The sequence below is a fragment of the Micromonospora costi genome (genome assembly GCF_003626655.1).
In the GTDB taxonomy this organism is placed as follows: Bacteria; Actinomycetota; Actinomycetes; order Mycobacteriales; family Micromonosporaceae; genus Micromonospora; species Micromonospora costi.
Window position 1 is genome coordinate 46,827 of sequence record NZ_RBAN01000002.1, and the last position, 25,767, is coordinate 72,593.

General features: G+C 69.8%; 24 protein-coding genes and 2 pseudogenes. 16 read left to right on the plus strand and 10 right to left on the minus strand.

The window, feature by feature from the left end:
- The first annotated feature begins 64 nt into the window (after positions 1–64).
- The 8 genes from D7193_RS11125 to D7193_RS11160 all read left to right on the plus strand — a co-directional run bounded on the left by D7193_RS11125 (position 65) and on the right by D7193_RS11160 (position 6,033).
- A complete protein-coding gene (locus D7193_RS11125) occupies positions 65–397 on the plus strand; it encodes a PadR family transcriptional regulator (RefSeq protein WP_120779437.1) in 333 nt (110 codons plus the stop codon).
- On the plus strand, positions 394–1,452 hold the full coding sequence (locus tag D7193_RS11130) for a hypothetical protein (protein ID WP_120779438.1): 1,059 nt from the start codon (positions 394–396) through the stop codon (positions 1,450–1,452). The genes D7193_RS11125 and D7193_RS11130 overlap by 4 nt, the downstream gene beginning before the upstream one ends.
- Positions 1,453–2,194: 742 nt before the next feature.
- Positions 2,195–2,575 (plus strand): pilin, encoded by a 381-nt coding sequence (locus tag D7193_RS11135; RefSeq protein WP_120779439.1) that lies wholly within the window; start codon positions 2,195–2,197, stop codon positions 2,573–2,575.
- 5 nt (positions 2,576–2,580) lie between these two features.
- Positions 2,581–3,501 carry a TrbL/VirB6 family protein gene (locus tag D7193_RS11140; RefSeq protein ID WP_120779440.1) on the plus strand — a complete coding sequence of 307 codons (921 nt, stop codon included), beginning with the start codon at positions 2,581–2,583 and terminating at the stop codon, positions 3,499–3,501.
- Positions 3,502–4,240: 739 nt separating this feature from the next.
- Positions 4,241–4,567 carry a PadR family transcriptional regulator gene (locus tag D7193_RS11145; protein WP_120779441.1) on the plus strand — a complete coding sequence of 109 codons (327 nt, stop codon included), beginning with the start codon at positions 4,241–4,243 and terminating at the stop codon, positions 4,565–4,567.
- Positions 4,564–4,920 (plus strand): DUF1048 domain-containing protein, encoded by a 357-nt coding sequence (locus D7193_RS11150; protein ID WP_120779442.1) that lies wholly within the window; start codon positions 4,564–4,566, stop codon positions 4,918–4,920. Before D7193_RS11145 ends, D7193_RS11150 begins: the two co-directional genes overlap by 4 nt.
- A gap of 1 nt (position 4,921) precedes the next feature.
- Positions 4,922–5,236 (plus strand): DUF1048 domain-containing protein, encoded by a 315-nt coding sequence (locus D7193_RS11155; protein ID WP_120779443.1) that lies wholly within the window; start codon positions 4,922–4,924, stop codon positions 5,234–5,236.
- On the plus strand, positions 5,233–6,033 hold the full coding sequence (locus D7193_RS11160) for an alpha/beta fold hydrolase (protein WP_120779444.1): 801 nt from the start codon (positions 5,233–5,235) through the stop codon (positions 6,031–6,033). Before D7193_RS11155 ends, D7193_RS11160 begins: the two co-directional genes overlap by 4 nt.
- Before the next feature lie 20 nt (positions 6,034–6,053).
- Here D7193_RS11160 and D7193_RS11165 read toward each other — a convergent pair whose 3' ends face one another.
- Both D7193_RS11165 and D7193_RS33200 read right to left on the minus strand, forming a co-directional pair.
- Entirely contained in the window at positions 6,054–8,099 is a 2,046-nt protein-coding gene (locus tag D7193_RS11165; RefSeq protein WP_120779445.1) for a recombinase family protein, read from the minus strand.
- Positions 8,096–8,518, minus strand: a complete 423-nt coding sequence (locus D7193_RS33200) for a DUF5372 family protein (RefSeq protein WP_338324086.1) — start codon at positions 8,516–8,518, stop codon at positions 8,096–8,098. The genes D7193_RS11165 and D7193_RS33200 overlap by 4 nt, the downstream gene beginning before the upstream one ends.
- On the opposite strand from D7193_RS33200, the gene D7193_RS11170 reads away from it, so the two are divergent.
- The 4 genes from D7193_RS11170 to D7193_RS11185 all read left to right on the plus strand — a co-directional run bounded on the left by D7193_RS11170 (position 8,476) and on the right by D7193_RS11185 (position 14,925).
- Positions 8,476–9,450 carry a PrgI family protein gene (locus D7193_RS11170; protein ID WP_120779446.1) on the plus strand — a complete coding sequence of 325 codons (975 nt, stop codon included), beginning with the start codon at positions 8,476–8,478 and terminating at the stop codon, positions 9,448–9,450. The two genes, D7193_RS33200 and D7193_RS11170, sit on opposite strands and share 43 nt — an antisense overlap.
- Complete coding sequence (locus tag D7193_RS11175) at positions 9,447–11,234, plus strand: VirB4 family type IV secretion system protein (RefSeq protein ID WP_120779447.1); 1,788 nt, start codon at positions 9,447–9,449, stop codon at positions 11,232–11,234. Before D7193_RS11170 ends, D7193_RS11175 begins: the two co-directional genes overlap by 4 nt.
- Positions 11,235–11,272: 38 nt before the next feature.
- Complete coding sequence (locus D7193_RS11180; RefSeq protein ID WP_120779448.1) at positions 11,273–13,732, plus strand: type IV secretory system conjugative DNA transfer family protein; 2,460 nt, start codon at positions 11,273–11,275, stop codon at positions 13,730–13,732.
- Positions 13,733–14,049: 317 nt separating this feature from the next.
- Positions 14,050–14,925 carry a replication-relaxation family protein gene (locus D7193_RS11185; RefSeq protein ID WP_241563003.1) on the plus strand — a complete coding sequence of 292 codons (876 nt, stop codon included), beginning with the start codon at positions 14,050–14,052 and terminating at the stop codon, positions 14,923–14,925.
- 313 nt (positions 14,926–15,238) lie between these two features.
- Here D7193_RS11185 and D7193_RS11190 read toward each other — a convergent pair whose 3' ends face one another.
- The 5 genes from D7193_RS11190 to D7193_RS11210 all read right to left on the minus strand — a co-directional run bounded on the left by D7193_RS11190 (position 15,239) and on the right by D7193_RS11210 (position 18,963).
- Complete coding sequence (locus D7193_RS11190) at positions 15,239–15,805, minus strand: MauE/DoxX family redox-associated membrane protein (protein ID WP_158674793.1); 567 nt, start codon at positions 15,803–15,805, stop codon at positions 15,239–15,241.
- On the minus strand, positions 15,789–16,340 hold the full coding sequence (locus D7193_RS11195; protein ID WP_120779451.1) for a S26 family signal peptidase: 552 nt from the start codon (positions 16,338–16,340) through the stop codon (positions 15,789–15,791). The genes D7193_RS11190 and D7193_RS11195 overlap by 17 nt, the downstream gene beginning before the upstream one ends.
- Positions 16,337–18,175 carry an ABC transporter ATP-binding protein gene (locus D7193_RS11200; protein WP_120779452.1) on the minus strand — a complete coding sequence of 613 codons (1,839 nt, stop codon included), beginning with the start codon at positions 18,173–18,175 and terminating at the stop codon, positions 16,337–16,339. The genes D7193_RS11195 and D7193_RS11200 overlap by 4 nt, the downstream gene beginning before the upstream one ends.
- Complete coding sequence (locus D7193_RS11205) at positions 18,172–18,696, minus strand: TlpA family protein disulfide reductase (protein WP_120779453.1); 525 nt, start codon at positions 18,694–18,696, stop codon at positions 18,172–18,174. Before D7193_RS11205 ends, D7193_RS11200 begins: the two co-directional genes overlap by 4 nt.
- 87 nt (positions 18,697–18,783) lie before the next feature.
- Entirely contained in the window at positions 18,784–18,963 is a 180-nt protein-coding gene (locus D7193_RS11210) for a hypothetical protein (RefSeq protein ID WP_120779454.1), read from the minus strand.
- A gap of 242 nt (positions 18,964–19,205) precedes the next feature.
- On the opposite strand from D7193_RS11210, the gene D7193_RS11215 reads away from it, so the two are divergent.
- Positions 19,206–22,505: an AfsR/SARP family transcriptional regulator gene (locus tag D7193_RS11215; RefSeq protein WP_120779455.1), complete on the plus strand. Its 3,300-nt coding sequence runs from the start codon at positions 19,206–19,208 to the stop codon at positions 22,503–22,505.
- Positions 22,506–22,556: 51 nt separating this feature from the next.
- Positions 22,557–22,679 (plus strand): hypothetical protein, encoded by a 123-nt coding sequence (locus tag D7193_RS34560; protein WP_277749899.1) that lies wholly within the window; start codon positions 22,557–22,559, stop codon positions 22,677–22,679.
- Positions 22,680–22,681: 2 nt separating this feature from the next.
- Here the strand turns inward: D7193_RS34560 and D7193_RS34820 are convergent.
- Positions 22,682–22,964, minus strand: a pseudogene (locus tag D7193_RS34820) (IS701 family transposase); the annotation flags it as partial.
- A gap of 162 nt (positions 22,965–23,126) precedes the next feature.
- Positions 23,127–23,684 carry a GIY-YIG nuclease family protein gene (locus tag D7193_RS33205; RefSeq protein ID WP_147434361.1) on the minus strand — a complete coding sequence of 186 codons (558 nt, stop codon included), beginning with the start codon at positions 23,682–23,684 and terminating at the stop codon, positions 23,127–23,129.
- A 218-nt stretch (positions 23,685–23,902) separates the two neighbouring features.
- Here D7193_RS33205 and D7193_RS11220 point away from each other — a divergent pair.
- Positions 23,903–24,491 (plus strand): annotated as a pseudogene (locus D7193_RS11220) (ISL3 family transposase); the annotation flags it as partial.
- Between the two features lie 82 nt (positions 24,492–24,573).
- Here D7193_RS11220 and D7193_RS11225 read toward each other — a convergent pair.
- The gene (locus D7193_RS11225) at positions 24,574–24,948 is read right to left on the minus strand and encodes a nuclear transport factor 2 family protein (protein ID WP_120779456.1); all 375 of its coding nucleotides are present in this window, start codon (positions 24,946–24,948) and stop codon (positions 24,574–24,576) included.
- 69 nt (positions 24,949–25,017) lie between these two features.
- Here D7193_RS11225 and D7193_RS11230 point away from each other — a divergent pair, with 69 nt between their 5' ends.
- A complete protein-coding gene (locus D7193_RS11230) occupies positions 25,018–25,614 on the plus strand; it encodes a TetR/AcrR family transcriptional regulator (protein WP_174242609.1) in 597 nt (198 codons plus the stop codon).
- Positions 25,615–25,767 lie beyond the last annotated feature (153 nt).

The window sequence follows — 25,767 nt, forward strand, 5'->3', positions numbered from 1 at the left end:
GCACGGCTTCCGGCACACAGCATATCTTGTCTTCCACTATATTGGGTGGATGAGTTCTCGGGCGATGACGGAACCGGCCTTCTTCATCCTCACCGCGCTGCTCGACGCTCCGCGCCACGGCTACGGGATCGTCGCGGAGGTGGCGGAACTGTCGCGGGGCCGCGTGCAGCTGAAGATCGGCTCCCTGTACGGGGTCTTGGACCGACTCGTCGGTGATGGCCTGGTCGAACTGCACCGCGAGGAGGCATGGCAAGGACGGTTACGCCGGTACTACCGGTTGACCGAGCGGGGTCGCCATGCCCTCGAAGCAGAGGCTCAACGGCTGGCCGCCAACGCGCGCCTCGCCTCGACCCGGTTGCGCGAGCGGCGGAACCCGATCACGGGGACGCCGTCGTGAGCCGGCTGGAGGAGCGCTACCGGTTCGTTCTTCGGCTGCTGCCCGCCGCCTACCGGCAGGAATGGGAAGACGACATGGTCGCCGCCTTCCTGGACAGCATGGACACCGGCGACTCTGAAACCACCGCGTACGTCATGGACTACGGCCGGCCGAGCCTGTCCGAGGTCGCCAGCATCGTGTCCCTCGCCGTTCGTTTGCGTCTCGGCGGGGCTGACGCGCCACCCCGCTCGTTCGCCTGGGGGCAAGCCGTGCGACTGGCGACCCTGATGGCGATGCTGGCCCACGCCGTGATGGTCACCGCCAGCATCGCCGTCACACTGTGGCTCTCCGGGAAGATCGCCTGGTTGCCGGCTCCTGCAGTGGAATGGCCGCTCAGCCCGCCGTCGAACATCTGGCACACCGCGTGGAATCTCGCCGGCTACGCCTGGCTACCGGCCTACATCGCGCTTGTCCTCGGACACCGGCGCGTGGCCCAAGCGGTCGCCCTGCTCGCCATCGTGCCTCCGGCCATCACCACCGCCGTGGAACAAGCCACCGGTGACGTACCGCTGTCCGTGTCGCCCTGGGCGATGCGGCTCATCGACGTCTTCCTGCTACTCGCGATGGCGGCCTTTCACCACGGCGCCCCACCGGTGCCGCGCCGCCCGTGGCTCCTCGCGCTGCCGATCGGCATCCTCCTCGTCCCCGTGCCGCTGTTCACCATTCAGGCGACCACACCGGCGCTGAGGCTCCTGGACTGGCCGGGCCTGTCCTGCGCGGCGGTCACTGCCGCCATGGTGGTCCACCTGGTCGTTCGAGTATCCCGTCGTCCGCCTCGCACGCTGCCATGGTCACTGGCGCTAACCCTGCTCGCCGTAACCACGCTCGCCCTGCGAACCGCAACCCTGCCCGACTACAGCGACCAGGCGCAGCGCACAACACTCGCCACGATCGCTTCCGTGGAGGTTGCCGCCGTCATAGCGGTAGGCGTACCGCTCGCCGTACTAGCCATCCAGGCCCTGCGCCGACTTCCATCGATCCCCACCGTCGCCCCAAGACCCACCACACCGTCGTAGGAACTCGCCCAACCTCGGCACCACCGGCCCGAGACGCAAGTCCCATCGGCCGCGCAGACCACAACGGAACGCGCTGTCATGCCGCGATGTGCGTGCCAGATCGGGCCCGCCAAGTCACCCTCAGTTACCGCGGTCGCGGCTCAGACAGCGGTAGTCGTTGAGTTCGATGGCCGGATCGACGGCAGGTTGCCGGACCTCCTGTATCGATCGTCACTATGGACATGTACACGTCCGGGTGCACCCGGTTAGGCATGCTGTTCCGTACGGCGACACCTGTTGCACCCAGGTGCGCGTACGGAGCCCGGATGGTGTCGCCGGGGTGCCGCGCTGAAACGGCAAACACCGCCAAGCTGTTCTGTCAGGTCCTGTATGGGTGGTCTGCCAGATCGGTGTCAGACCAGAGGGCGTTCGCCAGAGCTGACAACGGCCGGTTTGAAGGTGCGGAAGTTCCCCGGAGGCCGTCAACGCCGGAGCCGGGTCAGGCTTCCGCCCGCCGCCAGGGGACCGGGCTCATGCCGGGCCGCGTCGCGTGCCGGGCGCCTCGGGTGCCGCGCCGTTTGATGCGCTGACACCTCATCGAACACCGCAACCCGACGAGGGAGGACGTGCTCCTCTCGGGGACGGTCCGCGTCCGTGGCGCTGCCCAGGTCCGCTCCCCTGCGGCGGTTTACCCATTCCTGTCCGCCCCGCGATCGCCACTGACAGCTGTTGCACGGCCGTCAGGGGCCGGAGGTGACCCGCCATGTTCCGCACCCCGGCACGTCTTCGTGCCCTCACCCGCCACCGCGCCATCCGCCGCACCGCCGCCACCGTGACCGCCGCGGTGGTGCTGGTGCTGTCCGCGCCCACCGCCGCGCACGGCGACCCCGGCGCGCCGATGGTCCGGGCGGCGAATTCCCTGCCCGTCGTCATCGGAAACCTGCAGTCCTGGCTGATGGGCATCCTCGCCGCCGTGGCCACCCTGTTCCTCGTTCTGGCCGGCGTCTACTGGGCCACCGCCGGCGGTGACCCGGCGCAGGTCGAGCGGGCCAAGGGAGCGTTGAAGAACGCCCTGGTCGGCTACGGCCTCGCCGTGCTCGCGCCGGTGCTGCTGCAGGTCGTGCGCGGCATCGTCGGAGGCTGACAGCCGTGGCAGGCCTGGTATTCGATCAGCTCTTGGACTGGCTGGCCACGGCGATCCTCGCGACCCTGGACGCGCTGTTCGGGGTGATCAGCGACGTTCTGCTGATCACCCCGAACGTCACGAGCTTGCCGCAGGTGCAGGCCCTGACCGGCCGTTCCGTGCTCGTCGTGGACACCGTCTTCGTCCTGGCGTTCCTGGCCGCCGGAGTGCTCACCATGAGCGCCGGCGGCAACGAGACCTCCCGCTACACGATCAAGGACCTCCTCCCCCGCCTGATCGTCGGTTTCGTCGCCGCGCACTTCTCGCAGCTGTGGTGCGGCCTGCTCATCGACCTGGCCAACGCCGTCACCGGTGCCGTCACCGCCGCTGACGCAGGCGGCGACGGCGCGCTGAAGGCAGTCGAGACCCATATCAGTGCCGGGCAGGACGAGATCGCTGCGCTGCTGTTCGTGATCTGCGTGGCGATCATCGCGGTGCTGCTCGCGGGCACCGCGTTCAGCGTGATCGTCCGCTTCGCGGTCGTGCTCATCCTGACCGCCGCCGCGCCGCTCGCCTTGGCATGCCACGCGCTGCCGCAAACCGACCCGGTCGCCCGCCTGTGGTGGCGCGCCTACACCGGCGTCCTCGCGGTACCCGTGGTGCAGGGCTTCACCCTCTATGCCGGGCAATGGATGCTCACCGACCCGCAGCAGCTGCTGCCCACGCTGGGCCTACCGGTCGAACCCGGCGGGGTGATCAACCTGTTCGTCGTCATGGTCATGTTCTGGACCACGCTGCGGGTCCCGGCCCTCATGCGCCGCTACGTGGCCACGGGCAGCAGCGGCGGAGGGAACATGCTCGGCGCCGCGGTGCGGGTGATCGTTGTGCAGCAGGCCACCCGCTCCCTTCCCGGCCTCGGCCGCGCTCTGCGCGCGGCGGGCCGGTGACCTGCCACCACGACAACGCCGCGAGATCGAACCTCTGGGCTGCCAGACGCCCAGCAGACCGTGACGACCCGACACCGGTCGCCGCTGACCGACCAGCTGAAGGGGTGCGCATCCACCGATGAATCCCATACAGAAATCCGACCCAAAGCCCTACCGGGCCCGTGTCCCGACGGGCGCTTCATACTGCCTTCTCTGCGAGTGTTGTTCGGATTGTGAACGGTTCTGTCTTCAGGACGTTCTCGGCGAGAGCTGCCGGACTTGGAGGCTACTGCCCGGGTCGGCCGCCGTGGGCAAGCGGGGCCGGGGCGGGCAGCCGAGGGTCGCTGCGGTAGGCGTCGGCAGCCTTCTGCGGGGCCGCCTGCAGCGCTGACGGTGGCGATGTCGTCGAGCAGTGTGATGTCGGCGGACTCCAGTGGTCGTAGCGGATGGGGATGAGGCCCCACTCGTCGGGGAAGGGTCTCGACGCGGTTGAGGGCGGCGAGGTCGCGGACGACGTTGCCTTGGACCTTCCTGCATGCCGGTCAGGCCGGCGGCGCTGGTGCCGATGCGATCCAGGTCGCGGCTGCCGGTCCCACATTCCTGCCAGGGCCTTGCCCTCTCGGAGCGTGACGCACGCCTGGCCAAAGGCCCGGGCCAAGGAACCCCGGTACTCGGTGCTACCACATAGCGGTATTCGGTGCTACCGTATACCGGTACCCGGTGGTACGGGGTACCGGATTTGGATTGGAGAGGAGGCGCGATGGACGACCTGACGGAGATGCTCAAGGGCACCCTCGAAGGATGCGTGCTCGAAATCATCAACGGCGAGGAGACCTACGGATACGCCATCACGCGCCGGCTGAACGAACTCGGCTTCGCCGACGTCATCGACGGAACGGTGTACACCATCCTGCTGCGGCTGGAGCGCAACGGACTGGTCCAGGTGACAAAACGGCCGTCCGAGGTGGGCCCACCGCGCAAGTTCTACACGCTCAACGACGCCGGGCGCGAGGAACTCGCACGGTTCTGGGCGAAATGGCAGTACGTCTCATCACGCATCGACAAGCTCAAGGAGGGCGGCAGATGAGCTTCTGGGAAACCATCACCGGCAGTGATCTCACCCGGGAATGGAAGGCATTCGAAGCTCGGGCGCAGGCGTTGCCTGCCGACTACCAGGCGGCGTGGGAACAGATCAAGGGCAGCCTTTTCCCGTACGGGGACTTCTCGGGTCGCAACCTGACGCCGATCGTCGACGCCGCCCTGGGGCTGCTCGAAGAGACAGCGGCGGACGGGCAGAGCATCGGCGAGGTGCTTGGCGACGACATCCCCGGCTTCTGCGCGGCGCTGGCCGGCGGCAAACAGGCCCGGACCTATCGCGACCGCTGGCGCGAGCAGTTGAACAGGAACGTGGCACGGAAACTGGCTCGGCTGGGAGGCTGACGTGGGCATCCAAGACATCATCGAGGGCAAGAAGCAGTGGCGGGCGCACATGGCCCGGGTCAAGGCGCTCCCGCCGGACTACCAGATCGTCTACAAGGAGATGCAGCGCTACCTGTTCAAGGTCGGGCCGGTTGACCTGGCCGACGGACACCTGCTCGCCGAGATCGTCGACTTCTTCGAGCAGGGCGCCGCCGGCGGCAAAGGAGTCCTGCAACTCGTCGGCACCGACGTGGCCGCCTTCTGCGACGACTTGATCAAAGACTCGCGCACCTACGCGGACGTCTATCAGGAGTCCCTTCGGAAGGAAACCCCATGACAGCATCCCCCTCGGCGTGGACCGGCATGGTGCCGGTCGACGACACCGCTCTGGCCGTCACCGACACCGGCGGCCCCGGCATCCCCGTCATCTACCTCAACGGCCAGTTCGCCACCCAAGGGTACTGGCGGCGGGTCATCGCCGGCCTGGGGCCACAGTGGCGGCACATCACCTACGACGAGCGAGCCCGCGGCAGGAAGTCGAAGACGTCGTCTGACTATTCCTTCGCCGCCGCCGTCCGCGACGTCGACGCGGTCCTCGCGGCCCGCGGCGTGGGCCGGGCGCTGGTGGTGGGCTGGTCCTACGGGGCGTTCGTCGCGGCGCACTGGGCCAGCCGGAACCCGGACCGTGCCGTGGGCGCGGTCCTGGTCGACGGCGCGCAGCCGTACGACTGGCTCAACGAGGAGATCGAGCAGCGGATCCGGAAGCTGTTCCGGCGGATCGGCTGGTTCACGCCGGTCCTTCGCCCGTTCGGCCTGGCCGCGCGGATGACCGCCGAACAGCAGGCGGAAAGCAACATTGAGCTCGGCCGGATCGCCCGCGAGCGCGAGCTGGGTCCGGTGCTGGACGACATCACCGTGCCGACGCGGTACGTCGTCGCTTCCGGGGCGTCGTTCGGAAGCAAGGGTGACGAGCAGGAACGGATCCGCGCCGGCCTCACCGCAGTGACCGAGCGCAACCCGAACATCAGGATCAGCGCGAAGGTCGCCAGCAACCACGGCGCCATCCTGCGCAAGGACGCCCCGGCCATCGCCGAGGCCGTACGCGAGGTCGCCGCTCTCGACGACCCCACCTGATCTGTCCGGACTCGCTCAGGTCAGGACGGGGACCGCTGCGCAGGTGGCAGCGGAGTGAGACGGAACGAGCCGGCGACCTTCTGCTGGTAGATCTCCTGGGTGGCTGGGTCCCAGGGGATGCACCAGCGTCCGCTGGGGCCGCGCCGGGCCGGGACCTGGTCGAGGCGCAGCCAGTTGTAGACCGCGTCGGCGGGGATGCCCAGTTCGGCGGCGGCCTGTTTGACGCTGACCTCGCCGTCTTGGACGGCGACGGTGCGCGGGCCGAAGATCTTGTAGGCGTCGCGGACTCGGGCGACGCCGCCGGCGGTGAACGGCTTGCCTTTGCCGGTGGTCAGCCCGTCAGCGTTGAGCATGTCGGCGATTTCGGCGCTGGTGTGGGTGGCACCGTGTCGGCGGATCACCTCCAGCGCCGCTTCCGGGGTGCGGCCGGGGCCGGGGCGGGCGACGGCCAGTTCGTCGGTGGCGCCGGTGTGCCAGCGCACCCCGATCCGCATCGTCTGCGCATCCGGCTCTGGCAGCAGCGTGACGTCGGCGACCAGCGAGCGCAGCAGCCGTTTACGGTCGCGGGGGCTGGTGGTCTCTGCGTGCCACAGCCGCGGCAGGTCATGGGCGAGGGCCTGCAACGAGTCGGTGGCCGGCAGCGGCGGCTTCGCGGCCTTCGCGGTGGCCAACGCGGCCTCCGCCTCGGTCAGCGCGGCGAGTCTTGCCTCCCACCGCGACTCCAAAGTCCTTGCCACCAAACGGTTTTCCGGCTCCACGTTGCTGAAGGCCCGCTCGGCGCGGTCGGCCTCGTAGCGGGCCTGCTGCACTGCCAGTTCCGCGGCGCGGTGGCTGCGGGTGTGCCGCTCGGCGACCTCCTCGGCCGCGGCCACGGCTACCGCGATCTGCTCCGGTGTGATCGTGTCCAGGAACAGCGCGGCGACCGCGTCGTCCACCGCCGTTGCGGAGAAGTTGCGGCATGCCGGTGTGCGGGCGGAGTCCTTGACCTGGCAGCTGTAGGTGACCTTGCGGTCGCGGCGGTCGTAGCGGGTGCCGACTCGGCCCCCGCACACGCCGCAGAAGATGATGCCCTGACACAACGCGGTGCCTTCGCGCACTGGACGGGCGTTCTTCTGGGTGTTGTTCGCGGCCAGTTTCGCCTCGACGCTCAGGTAGTCCGACCAGGTCAGGTAGCCCTCGTGGTGGTCTTCGATCACCACCGTCCACTCCTCGCGCGCCCGCTTGCGGCGCGCGGAGCGCACGCTGCCGTCGGGCTGCACCCGGCGCACGTCGCGGGTCTTGCCGAACGTGTACGCGCCGGCATACGTGGGATTCTTCAACGCCTGCAACACCCGGGCATGGGTCAGCTTGCCCCACTTGAGCTGCCCGGCCCAGGCGCCGCCCCACGCCCGCTGCGGGAACAACCGGCCGGTCTCGGCGAACGCGCGGACCACCCCCAACGCCGACCCGGTGCGCTCAAACTCGGCGAACAAGTCCGTCACCGCCCGTTGGACCTGCTCGTCGGGGTCCTTGACCACCGTGTGGTCGTAGTCGTAGACGAACCCGACCGGCAGCGGATGCCGCAGCTCACCGCGCTGCGCCGCCGCCAGCTTCGCCCCATGCAACCGCCCCAACAAGAAATGGAGTTCAATTTCCGACATTTGCCCCTTGAGGCCGAGCAGGATGCGGTCGTTGACGTTGGCCAGGTCGTACACGCCGTCGGTGTCGATCAGCAGCGTGTCGGTCAACCGGGCCAACTCCATCAGCCAGGTCAGGTCGGCGTTCGACCGGCCGAAGCGGGAGACCTCCAGGCCGAACACCGCGCCAACCTCGCCCATGCACATGCGGGCCACGATCTGCCGGTAGCCGTCGCGTTCGGCGCCGAACCGGCCGGACACCCCGAGGTCGGCGTCGACCACGACGATCTGCTCGGCCAGCCAGCCGAACTCGGCGGCGGTGCCGACCAGGCCGTACTGCCGCTGGGTCGACTCGGTGTTGAACCGCACCTGCGCCACCGTCGACTGCCGCACATACACGATCGCCAGCCTCGACAGATGCAAGCTGCTGATCTTCGCCGTCGGGTTCACCGCCAGCCTGCCCGCTGCCGCGCAGCAACGACTCGACCATGTTCGCCACCGCCATCACCGCCTGGCGACGATCCCACCCCAACATCTGCTCCCGTTCCCTGACGGTCACCCCTGTCCTCCCGAGCGCCGGCCGACTCGGCCTGCGACAGCCCGGTGAGGTCGATCGCATCGACCAGCGACCGCGCCGCTGTCAAGCCGTCCACCGCGAGGCGATCAGCCGAGGCCGGTACGCCGCGGTCGGTCCATTCCTGAGCCACGGTGACCCGTCGCCTCCCCTCGACCTCGCACACGAAGAACAGTCCAGTGCGCTTGCGCTGCGAAAACAGCACGGTCAAGCGCTGACCTTTCAATGGATGGAAAGGGTGAGTGATCACCAATGAGTCCGAAAAGTACCTTGACTGACGAGCCGTATAGGGCACGGGTTCCCGCCGACGTCGACGCCCCCGACAAGGTGCTCTACGGGCTGACGTTCCGGCAGCTGGCGATCCTCGCCACCGCCGCTCTCGGCGGCTACGGCGCCTGGCGCGCCCTGCACCCGTTCGTGCCGATACCGGTGCTCGTCGGTGCGGCCGTGTTGGTCGGCGGCCTCGCCTTCGGGGTGGCGGTGGGCCGCCGCGACGGCCTGCCGCTGGATGTCTGGCTGCTTGCCGCAGTCCGCCACTCGCGGGCCCCGCACGCGCTGTCCACGACCGACACGGGCTCCCGGCTCCCGGACTGGGTGGAGACCCCGACGTCGACGATGGTGTTGCCGGCCCCGTTGAAGCTGCCCGCCGATGCCATCGACGACGGCGGAGAAATCCGCCTCGACGGTGGGCGGGCCGCGATGGTCACCGCGTCGAGCGTCAACCTCGCGTTGCGTACCGCCGACGAGCAAACCGCACTAATCGACACGTTCGGCCGCTGGCTCAACAGCCTGTCCACACCGACCCAGATCGTGGTGTCTGCGCAACCGGTGGACCTGCACTCCGCCGCCCAGGCACTGTCCCGGGCGGCGGACGATCTACCGCACCCGGCGCTGGCGAACGCCGCGGCCGACCACGCCCGGTTCCTCGACGACCTCGCCCAACACCGAGACCCACTGCGCCGGCAGGTCCTCATCATCACCCGCACCAGTAGCGGCGAGCGCGGTGAACACGCGACCCGCCGGCGCGGCGACGACACAGTCCGCGCCCTGTCCGGCCTCGGCGTCACCACCCGCGCTCTCGACGGGTCAGCCGTCACCGCCGCGATCGCCGCCGCCGCCGACCCCTACCGGCCCGCACGCCCCGGCGGCCTCGCCGCGCCGGACGCCGTCATCACCTCACCGACACCCCACCAACGTCACCGCCCCGGAAGGAACCGACACACATGAAAATGCGTCCCCACACCCGGCGCGCCGATCATGGTGGGCGGCCCCAACGGCTGGCGGCCACCGTCGCGCCTGCCTCGGTGGAGGTCACCCCCCGGTTCCTGCGGATCGGTGACGGCTACGCCGCCACCCTGGTGGTTACCGGCTACCCGGCCGAGGTCGGCCCCGCCTGGCTCGAACCGCTCCTGTCGTGGCCGGGCCGGCTCGACCTGGCCCTGCACATCGACCCGCTACCGGCGCCGATCGCCGCGGCCCGACTGCGCAACCAGCGCGCCCGGTTCGAATCGTCCCGCCGCGCCGACGGCGAACGCGGCAAACTTGCCGACCCAATGGTGGAGGCCGCGGCCGACGACGCGGCGGACCTCGCGGACCGGCTCGCCCGCGGCGCGGCGAAGCTGTTCCGCGTCGGCCTCTACCTGACCGTGCACGCCCGCACCGAAGACGAGTTGCTGGAGGCGTGCGCGCAGGTGAAAGCCGCGGCCGCGTCAACGCTGATCGAGGTGCAGCCGGCCACCTGGCGGCACCTCGCGGGGTGGACCACCACCCTGCCCCTGGCCACCGACAGCCTGCAGATGCGCCGCACCATGGACACCGCCGCCCTCGCCGCGGCGTTCCCCCTCGCCAGCGCGGATCTGCCGGCGCCGCTGCCCGGCGACCCACCCGCCGACGGCGGGGTGCTCTACGGGATCAACCCGGACTCGCAGGGCATCGTGTGGTGGAACCGGTGGGCCCAGGAGAACCACAACTCCGTGGTCCTGGCCCGCTCCGGCGCCGGCAAGTCGTACTTCGTGAAGCTGGAGATCCTGCGCAGCCTCTACCAGCGGGTGCAGGTTGCCGTCATCGACCCCGAAGACGAATACCTCCGCCTGGCCGACGCGGTGGGAGGCACCGTGGTACGCCTCGGCGCCGCAGGCGTGAAGATCAACCCCCTCGACCTGCCCGCCGGGGACACCCGGCCCGACCTGCTCACCCGCCGCGGCCTGTTCCTGCACACCCTCACCGCGGTGCTGCTGGGCCAGCAGCCGCCGCCAGCGGAGCGTGCCGCCCTGGACCGGGCGATCCTGGCCGTCTACCGGCAGGCGGGCATCACCGCCGACCCAGCCACCCATCACCGGCCCGCCCCGCTGCTGCGCGACCTGGCCGACTGTCTGCACGCCGACGCCGACCCGGCCGCCGGGCAGCTCGCCGCCCGCCTCACCCCCTGGGTGCACGGTTCGTTCTCGCAGCTGTTCGACGGGCCGTCCACCAGCCGCCCAGACGGGCACCTCGTCGTCTGGTCGCTGCGGCACCTGCCCGACGAGCTTCGCGGCGTCGGCACCCTCCTGGCGTTGGACGCGATCTGGCGGCAGGTCGACGCCCCCAGCCGGCCGGCGGCCCGGCGGCTCGTCGTCGTGGATGAGGCGTGGCTGCTGATGCGCGACGGTGAGGGTGCCCGGTTCCTCGCCCGCATGGCCAAGGCCGCCCGCAAGCGCCACGCCGGGCTGGCCGTGATCACCCAGGACGTCGCCGACATCCTCGGCACCGACCTCGGGCAGGCCGTGGTCGCGAACGCCGCCACCCAGGTGCTGCTCAAGCAGGCCCCGCAGGCGATCGACGCCGTCGGCGACGCGTTCGGCCTCACCGCGGGCGAGCGCCGGCTGCTGCTCGCCGCGCGGGTGGGCACCGGGTTGCTGATCTCCGGCACCAACCGGACCAGCTTCGAGGCCATCGCCTCCCAGGCCGAACACCAGTTGTGCACCACCCGACCCAGCGACCTGGCCGACTTTGAGAACGAGGAGGAGCTGTGAAGCCGCCCCTCACCAGCCACCTATGGTCACCTGTCCCGATGCGCGCCCCGTCCGAGCCGGGCGCCAACGTCCCTATGCCGCCGGCGGCTGCAGGCGAGTGGGTGGTCGACGCGGCCGCGTGGGCGGCGCAGCGGCCCTGGCTGCTCGTCGTCGCCGCGACTGCAGTGGCTGCCTACGTCACCGGACGCAACCTCGTCGCACTGCGGCGGCACCGCCGGCACGCCGACGCCGCTCGACTCGTGACGATCGCCCCACCACCCGAGGTCGACCCCCGCGGCGCCGCGGCGCTGTGGGCCAACCTCGCCGGCACCCTCACCCCGTCCCGGCGCCGCCGGTGGCTCTACGGCAGCCCTCACGTCGCCTGGCAGTACACCTGGACCGGCCGCCGACTGCTCATCTCCGTGTGGGTGCCCGGCACCGTCGCACCCCGCGGGGTCGAGGCCGCCGTGCGCGCCGCGTGGCCCGGCGCCGCCTGCACCACCGACATCACACCTGCCCCGCCCATCCCGGCTGCGCTGCCGGCGGTTGTGGGCGGGCAGCTGCTGCCCGCCGCCGCCGAATGGCTCCCCTTCGCCAGCGACCACGACAACGACCCGCTGCGCGCCCTGATGTCAGCCGGATCGGGTCTGCGCGCTGATGAGCACGCCTGCGTGCAGATCCTCGCCCGTCCCGCCACGCCCCGCCGCGCCCAACGGGCACGTCGCGCCGCCGCGCGGCTGCGCGCCGGGAAGACTGCTCTACCGGCGATCAATCCGGCCGCGCCGCTGCTGTGGCTGCTCGAGGCACTACTCCCCGGGCGTCCCGCCACGGCACGGCCCGCGCAGACGGGCCGCCGTGACCCGGCAGTGGAACGTGACGTGCGAGCCATCCTCGACAAGAGCTCACACCTGCTGTGGGAGACCGCCATCCGGTACGCCGTCGGCAAGGACAGCCGCGGCCACACCGACCAACGCCCGCGGCTGCGGGGCATCGCCGACACCATCGCCTCCGCCTACGCCGTCTACGCCGGACGCAACAGCCTGACCCATCGCACCCTGCGCCAGCCGGCGGCGGTGCTCGCCCAGCGGCGTCTCACCCGCGGTTTCCTCACCTCCACGCCCGAACTGGCCGCGCTCGCGGCGCTGCCTCGTGACCTGGCCGTGCCCGGGCTGGACCGGGCGCGGGCAAAGTCCATGCCGGCGCCGGTCGCCGTCCCTACCGGCGGGCGCGGCACGAAGAGACTCGGTGACGCGCAGGTCGGCGGCCACGGCGTCGCCCTGTCCGTTCCCGACGCCCGCTACCACCTGCACGTCGTCGGCTCCACCGGGAGCGGAAAGACGACGCTGCTGGTCAACATGGCCGTCGACGACATCAGAGCCGGTCGGGGCACCGTGGTCATCGACCCCCACGGCGACCTGGTCCTGGACATCCTCGACCGGCTTCCCGCCTCCGTCGCCGACCGCCTCGTCATCTTCGACCCGGACCAACCGAATCCGCCGACCATCAACCCACTCTCCGGCGACGATCCCGACCTGGTCGTGGACAACCTTGTGTCGATCTTCGGGACCATCTTCGCCAAGGCGTGGGGGCCCCGCATGGACGACGTCATGCGGGTGGCCTGCCTGACCCTGCTGCGGCACGCCAACGTCACCCTGCAACACATCCCACCCCTGCTCAACAGCGCCCAGTTCCGGTCGGCGATGACCGTCGACCTGGACGACCCGGCCGGGCTGTCCGGGTTCTGGCAGTGGTACGACGAACTCAACCCGGCCCTGCGGTCGCAGGTCATCGGTCCCGTCCTCGCCCGCCTGCGGGCGTTCCTGCTGCGCGACTTCGTCAAGCGGACTATGCGCTACCCCCACTCGAGCTTCGACATGGGCAAGGTTCTCGACGGTGGGGCGCTGCTCGTGCGCATCCCGAAGGGCCAGCTCGGGGAGGACACCAGCAAGCTGCTCGGCTCCCTGGTGCTGGCGCAGGTGTGGCAGGCCGCCACCGCCCGCGCCCGCATCGCCCCGGACAGGCGCCGCGACGCCACACTGATCATCGACGAGGCGCAGAATTTTCTCACCCTCGCCAACAGCCTGGACACGATGCTCGCCGAAGCCCGCAAGTACCGGCTGTCCCTCGTCCTCAGCCACCAGGACCTCGCGCAGTTTCCCAAGGACCTGCTCGCCGCCGTGTCCGCGAACGCCCGTAACAAGGTGTACTTCTCGTGCGCGCCCGAGGACGCCCGCGTGCTGGCCCGCCATACCGTGCCCGAACTCGACGAGCACGACCTGACGCACCTCGACGCCTACACCGCCGCGGCGCGGCTCGTCGTCGGCGGCCGGCAGACGCCGGCATTCACCCTCAAGACGCGCCCGCCCCAGCCGATCATCGGCGAGGCCACCGCGATCCGCGCGACGGTCGCCCAGGCCGTGGACCCGCAGAACAGCACCGCCATCGACGCCCTCGTCGACCACCTGTCGAAGCCGACGAACGGCAGCACCACGGCTCGAAACACCAAGAACAGGCGGTAAACGAGGCGGCTGCGGCAGGAGGTCCCGTTACCGCCGACGGGCCGGGGCTGCACAGCCCCTTCGGTGAGCCTTTCGTCGCCCGTTCACCACCGCGGTGCTCACCGCCGCTGACAGACCCACCGGAATCGGTCTGTCAGAGCCGCACACCAGCCCTGACCGATCGTCACCACGGCCCTCGCAGATTCCAGACACCCCTCCAACGGAGGGGTGTCTCCGTCTTCCCCTGAAGGGATCCGCTCATGTCCACCACGACCGCCGGCTCGCATCCGCCCGAACCTCGTCCGCCCCACTCGGTTGGCTCGTCTCCGTCGCCCTCGCTGTCGTCGCGCCGGCCATCCCGCCAGGAGCGCCTGGAACACCTACGGCGACTGACCCTGCGCGACCGCACCCTGCTCGGCTGGCTCGCCGAGCACTACCTGCTGTCCACCGACCAGATCAGCACGGCGCTGTTCCCGTCCCGGCGGGCGGCCCTGCTCCGCCTCGCGACGCTGCGCACGATCGAGGCGGTCACCCGGTTCGTCGACGTCACCACCGGCACCAGCCAGTACCTCTACGCCCTCGGACCGCTCGGCGCCGTGCTGCACCCCACCGCCTACACCGACCCCGACCGGCCCACCGCACGCCCACCTCGCTCCAGCATCGAACGCACCGAACGCATCGTCGGCAGCCGCAAGCTGCGCCACCTCCTCGGCGTCAACCAGCTCTTCGTCGACCTGCACGCCTACACCCGCACCGACCCGAACGCCCGACTGCTGCGCTGGTGGTCCGAGCAGCACGCCACCGCCGCCTACGCCGCCGCCGACATCCGCCCCGACGCCCACGGCGTCTGGTCTAACGGCGACCGCACCATCGGATTCTTCCTCGAGCACGACAACAACACCGAAAACCTGGGCAGGGTGCTGCGCAAGCTGCGCGCCTACGAACGCCTCGCCGAGTTCGGTCCTCGCTACCCGGTTCTGCTACGCGTTCGCAGCCGTCGCCGGGAGGTCAATATCCTGCGTGCGCTGGCTGGCGTGCCCACCGCCATGCCGGTCGCCACCGGCATCCACGACGAGCACCCGGCCGGCCCGGCCTGGACTCTCACCAGCGACACCGGGTTGCGCCGCTGGCTACACGAGCTGCCCAGCGACCACGGACCGGACAACCGTGCCACCAACCCGCACCGCTTCGTCCCCCCAGATGTCGACGAGTAGCACGACTCGCAGTAGTTAATAGCAGTGTCGCTTCTCTCTGAGCCTGTCAATGGCCGGCGCCTTCGGCCTGGGCTGTGAAATTTTCAGGACGGCCTGTTGTGCCGGGTTCTCCCCGCTCGACTTCTGAGTACGCGCATCTGCAGGGCTGTTTGCTGTCCTGAGCGCAGAGCAGCGCTGGCGGTTGAATCATGAGTCGGCGAGCATCGACGGCTGGCGACCGCCGGGTTCGTGCCTCAGTGGTCGGAGGCCGTTGGTCAACGGCATGCCTATAGCCGCCGTTACACACCTCCGGCCCCTGCGGCGACCCGGGCGGTCACTGCTGCGCGTCCGCGCGAGGGTGGGTCGCCGTCTCGGGGACCGTGTTGAACAGGGAGACGATGTCGTCGAGAGTTGCCGTCACGATGGCGAGAATGGCAGCGAGTCCGCTGACGAGAACCAGGCTGCCGGTGGGCCGACCCGCACCGGCGGCTCCGGCGGCCCACCCGAACAGGCCCCCTCCCGCAGCCAGGAGTAGGACCACGTTCCGGGCGATGTGCCGAGGCGCGACCGGACTGCCGCTGTCGCCGAAGCAGCCGCAGGTGGTTGCGGTCTTTGTTCGCAGCGCCACGACCAAGGCTGCGGTGAACGCGGTCACCAGCACGACGGACAGCGTGAAGCCGACCGGAGCGGTCACGGGAAGCGCCAACGTGAGCGCTGACGCTGTCTCCGCGACGACGATCAGTGCCGCTGCGGGCGTCGCCGCGCCGCGCAGTGGCGGCGCCAGCGATACCACCGACTGTCGGAACGCGCGGAACGCCGCAGGGCGATGCACCTTTCCCGCGACCGAGAAGGCGAACACCAGGCCGAGGAAGATTCGGCCGAAATCAAACAGGTGATCCACCGACGTCCGCTCCTTCGGCGAGGTCCCACCGGGCGATGGAACGCTCCGGGGCGGCGCCGTCGGACCGACCCGGCTCACCGTGGGCGCTGTTGGACCTCACCCTCGATCGCGGGCCACCCATTCGGCGTACGACGGTGCCCAGGATGGCGCAGGTCGGGATCAGTCCGAGATGTCGGGAGTCCAGGCTCTGTGCGATGTTGTCACCGAGCACCAGCACGTACCCGTCCGGCACGTGTCCCCCCGGCATTCCGGGAAGCAGTCGGTCTCCGGCGACGGCGACGATGCGTTTGACGAGCCAGGGACCGGTCGACGAACCGGGCAGACCTGGCGGGCGCGGATTGCGCAGCACCACGACCTGTCCGGTCGACAAGGGGTCTCCGCCGGCACGCCGCCGGGTGAGCAACCGGTCCCCGTCACGATAGGTGGGAAGCATGCTTGGTCCGTGCACCTCGGTGACGATGAGCCGACGACGGATCCATCCGACTGCGCCGAGCAGCAGCGCCAGCGGTGGTACGACCATGAGGTACACGCTCATGTGGCTACCTCGATCGGTCCCCGGTGGTAGCCCGACGACTGGATGTCGAACAGGCGCGCGTAACAGCCGCCCCGATTGATCAGATCGTCGTGCGTACCCCGCTCGACGATCCTTCCCTCGTCCAGCACGGCGAGCAGGTCCGCGTCCCGGAGGGCGCCGAGCCGGTGTGAGATGAGCAGGCTCGTCCGGCCGGTACGGTGTCGCTTCAGCCGGCGGTGGATGTCGTACTCGGCCTCGGGATCGAGGCTGGCGCTGGGCTCGTCCAGGATCAGCAGATCGCGTTCGCCGCGCAACACGGCGCGGGCCATCGCCACCCGTTGCCACTGGCCGCCGGAGAGCGGGGCGCCGTCGGCGGGCTCGTCGCCGTCCATGTCGAAGAAGCTGCGGCTCAATAGGGTGTCGTACCCGCGGGGAAGCGCGGCCAGCGTCTCGTCGACACCGGCGCCCTGGGCGGCCTGCCGGATCGCCGGCCGGTCCGTGAGCCGGGCCAGATCGCCGAGCCCGATGTTCTCGGCGGCAGACAGGTCGTAGGCCATGTAGTCCTGGAACAACGCGCCGATCCGCTCCCGCAGCTGCGTCGGATCCATGTCCCGCAGGTCCACCCCGTCCCACCGGATGCTGCCGCGCTGTGGGTCGTAGAAGCGGCAGAGCAACTTCACCAGCGTGCTCTTTCCTGACCCGTTGCGGCCCACGAGGCCGAGGGATTGTCCGCACGGTATGGACAGGTCGACCCCGCGGAGCACCCAGGGTGAGTCCGGCCCGTACCGGAACCACACGTCCCGCAGCTCGATGCCCGTGTCCAACGCCGGGACGGGGGTGGTGCGGGGTCGGACGACAAGGTCGGGCGGCGTTCGTTCGACGTCCCGGAAGTGCTGAAACAGCAGGAGGTGCTGGTGAGTCGAGGCGACCTGGTTGACCAGTGAGGCGGTGCCGGCCTGCACGCCCGCGACGGCCGCGAGGAAGATCGCGATGTCGCCGACACCGATCGTTCCGCCGCGCACGGTGGAGACAGCCCAGATGATCCCGCCACCGTTGATGACGGCGTAGAGCAGCCCCAGGGCCACCTGAACCCGAAGGCCCCGGCGGTCGAGCCGGCGGCGTTCGCCGTCGGCCTGCCGGCGCTCGGTCAACATCCGGTTGCGCAGGAAGCCGCCGAGGCCGAACAGCCGCAGCTCCTTCGCCGCGTCGAGGTTGGCCATCAGGTCGGCGTAGAAGAACTCGCGCCGTTCGGTCGGCCCGATTCTCCACAACATGGCGGCCGTTCGCCGGGCCAGGGCGATTTCGGCTATGAGCGCCGGGATCGCGCCGGCCAGAACGACTAGGGCCATCCACGGGCTGATGGTGATCAACGTGCCGAGGAAGCCGCCGATCGTCACCACGCTGCCGACCAGTGCGATGGCGCCCTGGACCACCGCCGGCGGTGTGGTTGCGCTGGACTGACTGGCGATGCGGAGCCGATCCATGAACGTGGGGTCTTCGAACCGGGCGAGGCCCGGCAAGCGGTTGAGCGCCGAGTACAGCCGGTCGCTCGCGGCCAGGCCGGTCGCCCGGCTTAGCTCGGCTCGCAGGTAGTTGGTGGCCTCCGGCAGGACACCCAGGACGAGCCCGAGCACGCAGAGGCTGACGCCGATCGTGGTCAGCCCCGCCGCTCCGGTCACGATCCGGTCGAGCAACGTCTTCAGCAGCCAGGCGGAGCAGACGGGAGCGGCGGACGCGACGAGCGTGACCAGGCCCAGCAGGACCAACGGTCCGGGAGCCGCCCGCCACGCCATCGTGAGGGCTGCCCGGACGCCGCCGGGCCTCCGCCACCGGCGGGTCGAGGGCCTACGAGTCATGCTGGTGCCACCGCGTCGCTCGCCCGCAACTTGGTGACGACCGACTCGACCGCGGTGATTACGCCGTCCTCCACGCGCAGGAGCGTCGGGGTGGCCACCACCTGGAGTGCGGTGCTGACCGGCCCGCCGAGCGGCTCGAGGACGACGTGGCAGGCCTCTTCCAGCCGGGCCACCAGCTCGGCGTGATCCCCGCCGCCGGTCAGCACGACGGCCACCGGGTTGTCGAGCTGCCGGGCGTACGCCACGAAGTCCGGCAGTTGGCGGTGGCACGGCTCGCAGCCGGGGGCGAAAACACCGATCGTGGCGCGTGCGGATAGCGACTCGGCGTTGAGCGGGACGCCTCGGGTGGAGGTGGCCGAGAACGCTCCGATCCGGCTTCCCAGCGACGCGGAGTGGCGCGGCTCGAGGCCGGCCAGCCTCGTCTCGTGGTCCCGCAGCCGGCGGACCATGGCGAGGGTGAGGACGAGGTTGAGCAGGCCGATGACGGCCGTGATGAGCACGGCCGCTGCGGTGAGGGACATGGCGGCTCCAGTCGTTCGACGTTCAGGGGTGGCCAGGGCGGGGACCGGGTGGCCTGGTCGGCAGACTGGGCCACCCGGCCGGTCGGCTCAGCGGCAGACCCACCTGCTGGGGCAGTTGTCGTAGTTGGCCAGGCACTGGACCCTGCAGCCGGAGGTTCCGACGACGCAGGGCCCGGCCCAGCCGGAGAAGATGCAGGCGGCGTCGGCCTGCATGCGGCGGGCGAGGCGGTTCAGCAGCGCGTCGCCGATCCGGGTGAAGGTTTTCATGACTCTCCTCAAAAGCCGGCGGTCCGTGACGGACCGGAGGTGGAGACCCCACCATCGCCGTCCCGAATTGGATGAACCTTGAGCGAAGCTTGAAGGCCTACGCCACCAGGGGCTTCGGCTCAGGCCGTACCAGCAGTCGGGCGGGTAGGCGATACTGTCCACGGGCGACGCTTGACACGTTTCGCATCAGCTTTGGGCGCCGCCTGGTTGAAGCGGTGTGAGGCGCTGGCCTAAGGGGGGCGATGGGGACCGCTTTTCTCCTGCTCGGCCAGGTGGAGGTTCGACTCGACGACCGGGTGATCGACGTCGGACACTTTCGGCAACGTGCCGTGTTGCTGGCGCTCCTCGTTGACGCGAACCGTTCAGTCTCCACCGATCAGCTCATCGACCGGGTCTGGGGCCAGCGCCCTCCACAGCGGGCCCGCGGCACCCTCTACGGCTACCTGTCTCGGCTGCGGAAGAGCCTCAAGGACGCATCGGACGTCGACATCCGGCACCACGCTGACGGCTACGTGCTCGCCGTCGCGGACACGTCAATTGACCTGCGGCAGTTCGAGCGGTTGGCGGTCGCGGCAGCTGTGGAGCACGACGACGAGCAGGCCCTGGCACTGTGCGAGCGGGCACTCGCTCTGTGGCGCGGGGAAGCCTTCGCCGGCTGGGACGCGCCGTGGTCGAATGCGATCCGGGACAACCTGCAACGTCAACGGCGGACGGTCGAGCTGCGGCGTAATGACATCGCCCTGCGTCTCGGCCGGCACAACGATCTACTGCCCGAACTCGCCGCCGCGACCACGGCCCGTCCACTCGACGAACGCCTCGCCGGGCAGTACATGCTCGCACTGCATCGCGGCGGCCAGCAGGCGGAGGCCCTGCAGCACTACCACCAGACCAGAGTGCGGCTCGCGCGCGAGTTCGGCGTCGATCCGAGTAGGGCGCTCCAGGACGTGTTCCAGCGGATCCTGGCCACCGATCCCAGCCGGGAGTCAGCTCTTCCTGACCGCCGACGCGACAGGCAGGACTCGGTGCCGTCCCAGAATCCGGTGGCCGACGAGCTCGCCCTCGCCCCTCCTTGCGCCGTCGCACCCGGTCCATCCGGGCCGGGTGATCCCTCGTCGGCTGCCGTTGCGCCGGCGTCGCCACCCGACCCTTCTGATCCCCAAATCGCCTGGTGCACGCTGCCGCGCGACTCGGCGACCTTCATCGGCCGGGCCCCGGAGGTCGACCTGGTTGCCGGTTCGCTGGCCGCCGGTGGGGCCGGCGGACCGGTCGCCGTGTACGCGATCGACGGCATGCCCGGAGTGGGCAAGACGGCCCTGGCCATTCACCTCGGTCACCGGCTGGCCAGCCAGTTCCCGGACCGGCAGTTGTTCATCGATCTGCACGCCCACACCGCCGGTCACGAACCCGTCGCCCCGATGGAGGCGCTGGCCGCGTTGCTGGTCGCCGACGGGTTCCCGGCACATCGCCTGCCGGCGGGACTGGATCAACGAGCTGCCTTGTGGCGGGGTCGACTGGCGGGCAAGCGGGCGCTGCTCGTACTCGACAATGTGCTGGACTCGGAGCAGGTGCGTCACCTGCTGCCCGGTACCGCTGGGAGCCTGGTGCTGATCACCAGCCGACGCCGACTGGCCGACCTCGACGCGACGTCCATCCCGCTCGACATGCTGCCCGCTGGGGAGGCCGCGGAGATGTTCGGTCGGCTGGCGCGGCGCGGCGGGGAGGAGCCCGATGCCGTCGCCCGGCTGGTCGACCTGTGCGGGCGCCTGCCGCTGGCGATCTCCCTGCTGGCCGCCGTACTGGCCAAACACCCTTCCTGGCGGGTCGACCATCTGATCCACGAGGCCCGAACCAGGATGCTCTCCGTACGGGCCGAGCAGCGCAGCGTCGCCGCCGCGTTCGACTTGTCGTACCGACACCTGCCCGCGCCGCTACAGCGCTTCTTCCGCCGGCTGGGCGCCTACCCGGGCATCGAGATCGATCCGTACACCGCTGCGGCCCTGGATGACACCACGGTGGACCAGGCGACCGAACAGCTCGACGCTCTCTGCCACGACCACCTGCTGACCGAGGGTGCCTACCGACGGTTCCACCTGCACGACCTAATCCGTGAGTACGCGAATTCGCTCGCCGCTGGCGACGGCGATCAGGAACAGGCGCTCGACCGCGCCTACGGATACCTGGCCGGGGTCGCGGCCATCGCCGATCGGCGGATCAGTCGGTATCCGCGGCCCCGCAGCCGCTCGATCGGTCCGGTCGGCTCCACCGACACGTCATCGGCACCGGAGTTGGTCAGGTCGGATCAGGCGATGGCCTGGCTGCGTGCCGAGTGGCCGAACCTCCTCAGCCTGCTTCGTCACGCGAACCGGCGCGCACAGCATGAGCGGGTCGTCGCTCTCGCTGCCGGGCTGGCCTCCCTGTTGCGCGTCGACGGACCGTGGCGGCAGGCCCAGGCCGTGGCTGCCATGGCTGCCGTGGCGGCCCGTCGGCTGGACGACCGGCGGGCGTTGGCCGACGCCCTGGTCGACCGGGGCATCGGGGAGCAGCTCCTCGACGACTACTCGGCCGCGAGGGCGACTCTCGAAGAGGCGCTGACCCACTACCAGGCCCTGGGCGACGAGGTAGGCGAAGCGAATGCATACCTGCACCTCGCCGAGGTGGCAGATCTGGCCACCGACTACCCTCACGCCCTGAGGCTGGTGCGCGAGGCGCACTCCCGCTTCCGCCGGCTCGGCAACACGCTCGGTGCTGCGGCAGCCCTCGTCACCATCGGCAGCGCGCACCGCGCCCTCGGCGACTACGGGCGGGCAGCGGAGGCACTTCACGAGGCACTGCTGGGCTACCGGGAGCTGGACAACGACCTCGGCGAAGCGAGCGTGCTCATCCACCTCGGGCCGGTGCGGGAACAGCGCGGTGACCTTTCCGGCGCTGCGCAAGCCCTGCGCCGCGCCCTCGCCATCAGTCGGCGCGTCGGCAGCCGCCTCGGTGAGAACGGCGCACTGCATAATCTGGGCCCGATCCTTCAGCGGCAGGGCGACCTGACCGGCGCCGCCGAGGTTCTCTCCCGGTGTGTACGGATGAGCCGTGAGATGGGTGATGACGCCGGACAGGCCAACGCCTTGAACTATCTGGCCAGTGTGCGGTGCGACATGGGTGAGCTCGCCGGCGCCCGGGAACTGCTGGACACGTCGCTACCGATGTTGCGCCAGATCGGCGACAGGCTCGGCGAGACGGAGGCGCTTAACCAGCTCGGGACGCTCCACCGACTGTCCGGCGATGCGCTGACCGGCGCAGAACTCCACCAGCAGGCACTCCAGCTGGCCCGGCGCATGCACAGCCGGTGGTATGAGGCGCACAGCCTGGCCGGCTTGGGCCGCTGCGCCATCGCCCGCGGAAGCACCACCGAGGGGACCGACCTGTTGGGCCAGGCGTTGGCGACCTTCCAGTCGATCGGCGCAGGCGAAGCCAGCGATATCAGCACCGAACTCGCGGCAGCGCGCGGACTCGACCCGTCATCGCCGTCCTCGGTGCGAGCCCGTACCTAGCCACCGCCGCCTGCTAGGCCAGCCTGGGCAGCGCGTGGTCCACTGCCGCGCATGACGTGGCGGAGGACCCCGGCCGTGGTGGCCGTCATCTTGACGTTGGCGGCCTACGACGGTTGGCGCTGGTGGCACAACCACCCGCCGCACGGTCCGGAGGCGTTGGCCATCACGTCCTAACGACGGCTCTGGTGCTGGTCCAGGCCGACCTGATTCTCGGCGGCCTGAAAGGTCTCTTCAACGGTCCCGCGGATGCCCTCGACCCGGACGAGTTTGGCGAGGGTGGCCGGCGTGGGGGTCCAGCAGCGGTAGAAGGCCAGCTCGTCGGTGCTGATGTTGCGGCGGACAGCAGGCTGTGCCGCCCGCGGTCATCGGGACCAGCGTCACTGCACACGTCGTCTGGCGCGTCCAGTCCTAGAAGCGCGGGCCTTTGGACCCGGCGCCGGCGCTGCGGCGCTGCCACGCCCCGGACCCTGGCAGTTCCGCGGTCTTGCCTTTATCGAAGATATCGATCATCAACACGTTGGCAGCTTCCGTCAAACCGCCTGATCAGACCATACGAAACAGCCTAGCCAGCCGGGTGGAAGGTGCGTCCTATGCAGCGCCGCGTACCCCTGGATGTGCCAGCTACTGCCCCTCTTGCCGGGGACCGGCACTTGACACGTAGGCGGCCTTCGCGGCCTTCACACGGTCCCGCACGTCACCATGTACCGCGCCTTCAACGTTCAGCGGTGGTCGAAGTTCCCTGATCAGCCCCGTCTCATGCTGTCGAGGCTCCTCGCACGCGAACCAGGTGAGACGCAGATGAGCTTGCATCCAGGCGGTGAGACGCCGTTCGTCTTCCTCGAGGAGGACTACCCGATCCGTCCATCTCGTCTGGTAGTGCTCGGTCGGCAAGAGGAGACCGGCAAGTGTCCGGCGGAGAGTGGAGGTGCCCGAGCGGGCCAGATGGTTACTTGCAATCCTGCTGCGTAGGTTGGTCGCAATGCCCAGGTACAGCAGGCGCACACTCGGATCCGTGGCGTTGAGTGGACCGGGAAGGTCGGCAAATATCTCCGGGCGCGCCCACCACGCATAGAGGCCGGTGGTGCGTGGCAGCAGAGCCACTCCGTCAACCGGGGCTACGGGTGCGCCGTTCAGGCCCTCAGTGACGGCCTGAACCGCCGGCTTGGTTGACACCTCCATTGGAGACTCCTCACAGCAGGTAGTCCGGCTGGTCGCTGCGGCAACCGATCCGGTTCAGCGGTCGCGACCGGACTGCCATCGCCAGATCGCGTGATCAAGTTTGGTTGGAGTGACTCCAAGCGCGTGGGCCGCCCCGGTGACGATCCTCGCTGCCAGGTCAGCGCTCATGGTGCGTTCCGGGCGACCAGCGTCCTAGTCACCGACCGGGTCGCGGCCCTAAGTCCGCGGTGAGGCGGGCGCTGCCGCACGCCGTCCTGGTCGTCGACCACTTCCACCTCGTTCAACTGGCCAACCAGACCGTCACCGAGGTCCGCCGTCGCGTCACCGTGCAGCAACGTGGCCGGCGCGGCCGCAAAGGCAACCGGGAATGGGAACTGCGCAACCGGCTCACCCGCTCCGCCGCACGGATGCGTGGCGAGCACGTCGACGCCCTGGTCGATGACCTGTCCGCCTTACCGACGCCGATCGGCGCCCCGATCCTTGCCGCGTGGAACGCCAAAGGAAGACCTCCTCGACCTGCTCACCACCGCTCGCGCCCACCCCGACCGCGAACAGATCTGCCGACTGTTGTATCGGTTCTACCGCCGTTGCGCCGAAGCCGACGTGCCCGAGCTCCAGCGCCTCGCCACCACTGTCGAAGTGTGGTGGCCGCAGATTCTCGCGTTCCTGCAAGCCGGCATCACCAACGCCGGCTCCGAAGGCACCATCGACTGCGGCGCCTACGACTTCCGCAACCCTAACAACCAGCGCTTACGCACCCGCTGCGCCACCACTCGGAAAGCACGCGGACACCTCAACGCCCGCTAAGTTCAAGCCAGAGCCCCAATCGGGCGGGCACGAACCCACTGAGGTCATCACCGTCGAGGCGCCGCTTGACGTACCTGTGGAACTATTCGGATGGGATCGTCCGGGTGGCTTGGATGGCGCGACGCAGCCGACCGTCGGCAGCCAACTCCCCGAACATGTAGATCTCCGTGGTTATGGTGCCGCCCTTACGCAGCTCCGCGATGAGCCGGTACCGGGCGGCGACCTGGTCGCCGTCCACCAGCACCTGCTCCACCTCGACACGGAGACCAACTGCCCGTTTGCGGGCCGGACGGATGTGATCCAGCAGCCGCTTCCGGTCCAGCAGCACGCCGTCGTTGACCAGCTCATAGTCCGGCGTGTGGTAGCGGTCAAGCACAGTCGCCGGATCCTCGTCGCCCAGCCCCGCCTCCTGCGGATAGCGGATTAGATAGCCGGTCAGATCGGTACGGGGCGTCATTTGATCTCCCTGAAACGACTTATCTTTGACAGGGTGTCTACGATAATGCTAGGCGGTAGATTAGACAACATGTCAGAGATAACAGTTGGTCGGCGCCGACGGCGGCGCTCGGACGCCGAGCGCAGCGCCACCGCTGTACTCGACGCCGCCGTCCAGGTGCTCGGTCGGCATCCGGAGGCGAAGGTGGAACAGGTCGCCACCGCAGCTGGCGTCACCCGCCAAACCGTTTACGCCCACTACCCGTCCCGGCCGCTGCTGGTGGCCGCGGTCATCGATCGCATCACCGCCGAAGCCGTCGCCGCCCTCGACGCCGCCGGCCTTGACAGCGGCACCGTCACCGAGGCGCTGCTGCGCTGGCTGGACGTCACCTGGCGGCTGTTCGACCGGTACCCGCTGCTCCTGCACCCCTCGGTGACCGCGATTGAGCAAGCGGACTCCGACCGCCAGCATGCCGCAGTCAACGAGCGCCTGGAGCGGCTGATCAGGCGCGGCCAGGCCACCGGCGAGTTCGACGACACCCTCAGCCCGGCCTGGTTGGTCTCCGCGACCATCGGGCTCGGACATGCAGCCGGCGGCGAGGTCGCCGCCGGCCGCATGACCACCGCGCAGACGGCGGCAGCGCTGCGCCACAGCATCCTGCGCCTCTACGGCGCCCGCGAGCCCTGATCAGCGACGGTCTCCTGCCACTCCCGGATCCACTCGATGTAGATCCGTGCACCGAGCCCGCCAGCACACGAACCCCAGTGCCGTGGTCGAGGGGCCACGCATCGTGGTGGCCGCGGGCTCACCCTAAGGTCCGCCGCGACGGTTGCCGAGGCC